Raw genomic sequence first — 6,974 nt, 5'->3', positions numbered from 1 at the left:
AGCCACGCCGTCAGCGCGTTCCAGAAGAACACCAGTGAAACCGTCTGCATCGATGCCGCTCCCAGCTCCGCCGCCGTCGCGTCGGTGGCCACCGAGTACATGCCCAGCGGGAACACCACCGCCCACCACACCCCGGCGAACCGTAAGACCCCGGGTCGCTGGTTGACGTGGTGCAACACGAAGTAGATAAGCGGCGGTATCCACAAACTGGCGGTCACCCAGGTCACAATGGTGACGGTGCGCACCGGCCCGGCCAGCCACTGCGGGGCCACGCTGTGGATGCGGTCACCGGCCAGGGTGGCGATGGCCATCGCTCCCATCAGGATCCAGTCGTCGGGCGCGAATCCCTCGCGGTCCATCCGCTCGGCGACGATGCGCCACAGGATCAGCCAGGTCATCAGGCCGTAGATCGCGATCGCCAGGGCCCAGACCGGCACCGCGGCCGCCAGCCACCTGTGGTCGCCGGCGTAGCGGGCCACCTGCGCCATCACAATCGCTAGGCCGGAGGTACCCACGCTGCCCAGCTCCCATGCACCGTGCGCCCGATCGCGCAAACCCGGCCACGGACGCGCCGCCATGTCGCGAGCGGTCAACACCAGCAACACCAGCCACGACAACAGGGCCACCACGCCGATGCTGCGCACCACCGCCGAATGCCCGACCAACCGGGAATCGAGCACGGCGCACGCCGCCACGAACGTGAACAGCCGCAGTGTCACGTCGGGGTCGGCCAGGTCCCAGATCATCCGGCGGCGAGTAGCAGTGGCGATCAGGACCAGCCCCACCAGGGCCAGCATGCCGGCCGTGGTCAACACGCCCAGCGTGTCGCTGATCCACCGGTAGTGGTGAGCGCGTGCGGCAACCGACAGGATCCCGGTCGCCATCACCGCGGCAAACACGTCCGGTGACGGCTCGACCCGACCCCACCGGCGCAGCAATGCGATCACGACCTGCCGCGCAGTTCGACCACCAGATGCCGGATGCCGGTGTGCCGATTGCTCCGGGTCCATTCAACCGGTGCCACCACCCGTATGCTCTCGAAGCGGGCCAGCAGTTCCTCGAACAGCACCCGTAGTTCCAGCCGGGCCAGGTGTGCACCCAGACAAAAGTGGGAGCCGTGGCCGAACCCTATGTGCGGGTTGGGCTTCCTGGTGATGTCGAATTGATCCGCGCGATCGAACACCTTCTCGTCACGGTTGGCCGAACCCTCCCACACCAGCACTTTCTGGCCGGCCTCGATCGCCTGGCCGCCCAGGATGGCGGCCTGGGTTGCGGTGCGCCGCTTCGATGGCGACGGCGACGTCCAGCGGATGATCTCCTCGAACGCGGTCGGCATCAGGTCCAAATCGCCACGCAGCAACCGGAACTGGTCGGGATGCTGCGAGAAAGCCAATAACCCGCCGCCGATCGCGTTGCGGGTGGTGTCCGCACCCGCGCTGAACAACAAGCTGAAGAACAGGTACAACTCCAGATCGGACAAACCCGGGTCGACGGAGTTGACGACCACCGAAAGCATGTCGTCGGTCGGCCTGGCCCGCTTGCCCGCGATCAGCTCCTGCCCGAACGTGTAGACCCGCGATCCGGCTTCCTCGACCGATAGCTGCGAAACCACCGCCGTCCGCGATTCCCCGAAATCGAAACTCGGCTCGATCGCCTCGAACAGCCAGTGCCGGTCCGCCTCCGGCACACCCAACAGGATGCAGATCATCTGCATCGGCAACTCCGTCGCGATGTCCACCAGGAAATCGAACGGCGTGCCGGGTTCGACGGCGTCGAGCAGCCGACGGGCCCGCGCCCGCACATCCTCCTCGACCCGGCGGATCATCCGCGGCGTCAACCCGGAGCTGACCAACTTTCGAATCTGGGCGTGCCGAGGATCGTCGGTCATGTTGAGCACCTGGCCCGCGATAGACAGATCCTGCAGCACCGTGCCGCCGTACGGCCGCTTCCCGCCGGTCACCGACGAGTACGTCACCGCATCGCGCAACACCTCAAGGGTTTCGGCGTGGGTGGCCACCGACCAGAAACCTTCCCCGTCGGGGGTGTGCTCGGTGGGCTCATGCCAGAACACCGGAGCGACACGGCGGTGGACGTCGAACAACTCGTGCGGAAACCCGTTGGCGAAGTTGTCCAGGTCGGTGAAATCGATGCGGCGCAGAGCAGCAGGGGGTTTGGCAGCGGCCATGGCGTTACAGGATCGCACCCGGGGTGTACTTGGCGGCGTCGGGGTAACGGGCAACCAGCGTCTGCACCGCCGCGACCACGGCGTCCACCTGGTCACCGGCCGCGCCGGTGAATGCCTGTTCGTCGGCGAGCGCGGCGTCGATCGCTGCCCGGTCCAACGGCAATCGCGGATCGGCCGCCAGCCGGTCGAGAAGATCGGGTTCGGCACCGCGTTCCCGCATCGCCAACGCCACCGCCACCGCGTTCTCCTTGATCGCCTGATGCGCGGCCTCCCGGCCCATGCCAGCGCGCACGGCGGCGACCAACACCTTGGTGGTGGCCAAAAACGGCAGGTAGCGATCCAACTCACGGCCGATCACCGCCGGGTAGGCGCCGAATTCGCCGAGCACCGTCAGAAATGTCTCGATCTGGCCGTCAGCGGCGAAGAACGCGTCCGGCAACGCCACTCGGCGCACCACCGAGCAGAACACGTCGCCCTCGTTCCACTGTGCGCCCGCCAGTTCAGCCGCCATCGACGCGTAGCCGCGCAGCACCACCTGCAGTCCGTTGACCCGTTCGCAGCTGCGGGTGTTCATCTTGTGCGGCATCGCCGACGAGCCGACCTGCCCGGGCGCGAAGCCCTCGGTGACCAGCTCGTGGCCGGCCATCAGCCGGACGGTGTGGGCGAACGACGATGGGCCAGAGCCGAACTGCACCAGAGCGGAGACCACGTCGTGGTCCAGCGAACGCGGATACACCTGACCAACGCTATCCAACACCGTTGTGAAGCCGAGAAATTCAGCGACCCGCCGTTCCAGCTCGGCCAGCTTGGCGGTGTCTCCGCCGAACAGGTCCAGCATGTCTTGGGCGGTGCCCATCGGCCCCTTGATGCCGCGCAGCGGGTAGCGGTCGATCAACTCGCGCAGCCGATCCAACGCGATCAGCGTCTCCTGGGCGGCAGAGGCGAACCGCTTACCCAGCGTGGTGGCCTGCGCGGCGACGTTGTGGCTGCGCCCGGTCATCACCAGATCGCGGTATTGCACCGCCCGCTCGGCCAACCGCGCAACAACGGCGACTCCGTGACCGAAGACAAGATCCAGCGACTGGCGGATCTGCAGTTGCTCGACGTTCTCGGTCAGATCGCGGCTGGTCATGCCCGCGTGCACGTGCTGATGGCCGGCCAGCGCGTTGAACTCCTCGATTCGGGCCTTGACGTCGTGGCGCAGGGTGCGTTCACGGGCTTCGATCGACGCTAGGTCGACGTCATCGACCACCCGCTCGTAGTCGGCGAGCACCTGCTCGGAGATCTGCACACCCAGCTCCGCCTGCGCCCGCAGCACCGCCAGCCAGAGCCGGCGCTCGGCGACGACTTTGGCCTCCGGTGACCAGATCGCGGCCATCTCGGCGCTGGCGTAGCGGGTGGCCAGCACGTTGGGAATGCGCACAACCACATAGCTTACGGTTGTCGGTGTTGCCCGACGAGCACCGTCATCGGTGCATCATGCCGACACGGCGCTCCGGTCGATCGGTGCGAGCAGGTCGATAACATCGATCAGCGTGGCCCGCGCCGCCTGGCGTGGCCCCTGTCCGTCGTCGGCCAACGCGGCGACCACCGCCCCGTCGACCACGCAGACCAGTGCGAAAAGCAGCTCGATCCGCGCCGTGCGGCCGGATCGCAGCACGGCTTCGACGACGGCCTCGGCACGCTGGCGCAGAATCCGGCGCTGGATACCGCGTAGCGCGGGCAACCGGGCACAGATGATATAGCGCTCGTAGCGGGTGATGAGCTCGTCGGTGAGCCGTACCTGGGAAGCCTCACCGACCAGCAGGTCGCACAGCATGTCGGCGGTCGTCTCGGCGGTGCGGCGCCGTCGCGACAGGTCGGCGACGCGCGCTCGCAGCTGGGCGACTTCCAGCATCCCGACATGTTCGACGGTGCTGGCGATCAGATCGTCGCGCGACGAGAAATAGTAGGTGGTCGACGCCAGCGCGACGCCCGCCCGGCGTGCCACCGCGCGGTGGGTCACCGCTTCGAGACCGCCCTCGTGGAGCAGCTCGGCAGCCGCGCTGACCAGCTCATATCGTCGGCGTTCGCCCTTGGGCGTCACCGGTGCCGTCACGCCTAGACATGCTGCCAGCCGGGTCGGTGCCGCACTGCCCTTTCGGTCAAACACGGTGATCCTGGCATGATGGCCCGCATGCCCGACCTGAGCCGACGCACGTTGTTGCGCCTCGGCGCCGGCGCGGCCGCCGGAGCCGCGGGAGCCTACGCACTGGGTCCGCTGCGCACGCCCGCGCATCCGGTTACCGGCCCCGAGCTGTCGATGGCCGGCACCGGCGCACCGCTGGCGCCGCCCCTCGAACCACCGCCTGCGCTCCCCCCGGCGCCCGCGGCTCCGACAATGGCCAGCGGCTCGTTTGCGTCGGCGGCACGCGGCGGTGCGACGACCAACTGGGCCATCGCCCGCCCACCGGGCCAGACGGCGGCGCTGCGGCCGGTGATCGCGTTGCACGGCAAGGGCAGTGACGCGGCGACGGTGATGGCCGGCGGCGTCGAGCAGGGCCAGGCCCAGGCCGTCGACGCGGGCCTGCCGCCGTTCGCGGTGGTCGCCGTCGACGGCGGCGGCAGCTACTGGCATAAACGCTCCTCCGGTGAGGACTCCGGTGCGATGGTGCTCGACGAGCTGATCCCACTGCTCGGCGAGCACGGTCTGGACACCTCGCGGGTGGGGTTCCTGGGCTGGTCGATGGGCGGTTACGGTGCGCTGCTGCTCGGCGGCCGGTTGGGTCCGGAGCGCACCGCGGCCATCTGCGCGGTCAGCCCGGCGCTGTGGCTGTCCTCCGGAGCCACCGCGCCGGGGGCATTCGACGGCGCCGCCGACTTCTCCGCCAACTCGGTGTTCGGGATGCCCGCACTGGCGTCCATCCCGATCCGGGTGGATTGCGGCAACGGCGATCCGTTCGCTTCGGCGACCAGGGAGTTCATCGCTTCGATGGCTAACCCGCCGGCGGGCGGATTCTCCCCCGGCGGGCACGACCCGTCGTTTTGGAGCGCCCAGCTGCCCGGCGAGCTGACCTGGATCGCGCCGCTGCTGGTCGCCTGAGTCGCCGTCACAAGGTGCTCGTGGTGTTGCGGTCCTTCAGGTGCCCGCTCTCGACGCCAGCGGCCGGATCGAGCTCCGCGTCGATGACCGCCGGCTGGTTCGACGCCAGCGCCTCGGTGAGTGCCGCTTCCAGCTCTGCCGGCGTGGTGACGTGATAGCCCTTGCCGCCGAACGCTTCCGCGATCAGCTCGTGGCGCGCGTGCGGACTCAGCACAGTCGGCGCCGGGCCCGTCCCGGCACTTTGCTCGTCGCCACGGTACACCCCGCCGTTGTTGAGGACCACGACAGCGATCGGCAGCTGGTGCCGACAGATCGTCTCGATCTCCATGGCGCTGAAGCCGAATGCGCTGTCGCCCTCGATCGCGACGACCGGCTGGCCGGTTTCGACCGCGGCGCCGATGGCATAGCCCATGCCGATACCCATCACGCCCCAGGTGCCGCTGTCGAGCCGGTGCCGCGGCACCTCTATGTCGATCACGTTGCGGGCGATGTCCAGCGCGTTCGCACCCTCGTTGACCAGGTAGACCTCCGGATGCCGTCGCAGCACGGCGCGCACCGCGCGCAGCGCGTTGGAGAAGCGCATCGGGTGTGGATCCTCGGCCAGCCGCCGGCTCATCGCGGCGTTGTTGTGCGCTACTCGGCCGGCGAGCTCGGCGGTCCAGGCCGCCGGCACCGCGATTGGATGCGCGGACAGCCGCTCGGCCAGCGCCGCCATCACCGAACCGATGTCGCCGCTCAGCGGTGCGGCGATCGGCCGATTGCTGTCGAACTCCGACGTCTCGATGTCGACCTGGATGAACCGCGCGTCGACGGAGAATGCCGGCGGTTCACCGTGGCCGAGCATCCAGTTCAGCCGGGCGCCGACCAGCATGATCACGTCCGCGCGAGCCAGCGCCAGCGAACGGGCGGCCGCCACCGACTGCGGGTGGGCGTCCGGCACCAGCCCCTTGGCCATCGGCATCGGCAGGAAGGGGATGCCGCTGGTTTCCACGAACGTTTGGATCACGCCGTCAGCCTGGGCATACGCGGCGCCCTTGCCCAGCACGATCAGCGGCCGCTGCGCCGCTGCCAGCAGCCCGAACGCACGGTCAAGCGCATTGGGTGCCGGCACCTGTGCCGGGGCCGGATCGACGACTTTCCAGGTGGTCTCGGCCGCGACGGCGGCGTCGATGTGCTGGCCGAGTACGGCCGCCGGGATGTCGAGGTAGACGCCGCCCGGCCGCCCGGAAACCGCGGCGCGGACGGCCCGGGCGACGCCGCGGCCGACGTCCTCGATCCGGTCGATCCGGTACGCGGCCTTCGCGAACGGCCGGGCCGCGTTGAGCTGGTCGAGTTCCTGATAGTCGCCGCGCTGCAGATCCGCCATCGTGCGCGCACTCGACCCCGAGATCTGGATCATCGGAAAGCAGTTCACGGTGGCGCTGGCCAGCGCGGGCAGGCCGTTGAGGAAGCCGGGGGCCGACACCGTCAGGCAGATACCCGGTCGGCGGGTGAGGTAACCGGCGATGGCTGCGGCGTAACCAGCGGAGGCCTCGTGCCGAAAACCGAGGTAGCGGATTCCCTCCGCCATCGCCACCCGGGCAAGGTCGGTGATCGGGATGCCGACGACACCGTACATGGTGCCAATCCCGTTGAGCTTGAGGGCATCGACGACAAGGTGGAAGCCGTCGGTCGGTCGCGCGGGTGTCGATGGGGTCGCCATGGCAC

General features: G+C 68.9%; 6 protein-coding genes. 1 reads left to right on the top strand and 5 read right to left on the bottom strand.

The genetic code is table 11. The features are described 5' to 3' along the window. From AC2VOP_RS17200 to AC2VOP_RS17185, 4 genes are all read right to left on the bottom strand, one after another. Positions 1-947, bottom strand: a 947-nt coding sequence (locus AC2VOP_RS17200) for a tellurite resistance/C4-dicarboxylate transporter family protein (protein WP_486962087.1), incomplete at its 3' end; no start/stop codon positions are given. After that, a complete protein-coding gene (locus AC2VOP_RS17195; protein WP_486962086.1) occupies positions 944-2,185 on the bottom strand; it encodes a cytochrome P450 in 1,242 nt (413 codons plus the stop codon). The genes AC2VOP_RS17200 and AC2VOP_RS17195, both read right to left, overlap by 4 nt. 4 nt (positions 2,186-2,189) lie before the next feature. Continuing rightward, a complete protein-coding gene (gene purB, locus AC2VOP_RS17190) occupies positions 2,190-3,608 on the bottom strand; it encodes an adenylosuccinate lyase (RefSeq protein WP_486962085.1) in 1,419 nt (472 codons plus the stop codon). 54 nt (positions 3,609-3,662) lie between these two features. Then, entirely contained in the window at positions 3,663-4,283 is a 621-nt protein-coding gene (locus tag AC2VOP_RS17185; protein ID WP_486962084.1) for a TetR/AcrR family transcriptional regulator, read from the bottom strand. A 66-nt stretch (positions 4,284-4,349) separates the two neighbouring features. On the opposite strand from AC2VOP_RS17185, the gene AC2VOP_RS17180 reads away from it, so the two are divergent. Beyond that, positions 4,350-5,267: an alpha/beta hydrolase gene (locus AC2VOP_RS17180; protein ID WP_486962083.1), complete on the top strand. Its 918-nt coding sequence runs from the start codon at positions 4,350-4,352 to the stop codon at positions 5,265-5,267. A gap of 7 nt (positions 5,268-5,274) precedes the next feature. Here the strand turns inward: AC2VOP_RS17180 and oxc are convergent, their stop codons facing one another. Beyond that, positions 5,275-6,969, bottom strand: coding sequence for an oxalyl-CoA decarboxylase (oxc, locus tag AC2VOP_RS17175; protein WP_486962088.1), 1,695 nt, complete (start codon positions 6,967-6,969; stop codon positions 5,275-5,277). Positions 6,970-6,974: the final 5 nt, after the last annotated feature.

This window comes from Mycobacterium sp. TH-M106, assembly GCF_057473765.1.
This window is presented reverse-complemented; position numbering and strand designations above follow the sequence as displayed.

Coding starts and splice junctions, on each gene's coding strand:
- AC2VOP_RS17195 (WP_486962086.1), bottom strand. CDS start 2,185: ATGGCCGCTGCCAAACCCCCTGCTGCTCTGCGCCGCATCGATTTCACC.
- AC2VOP_RS17180 (WP_486962083.1), top strand. CDS start 4,350: ATGATGGCCCGCATGCCCGACCTGAGCCGACGCACGTTGTTGCGCCTC.
- oxc (WP_486962088.1), bottom strand. CDS start 6,969: ATGGCGACCCCATCGACACCCGCGCGACCGACCGACGGCTTCCACCTT.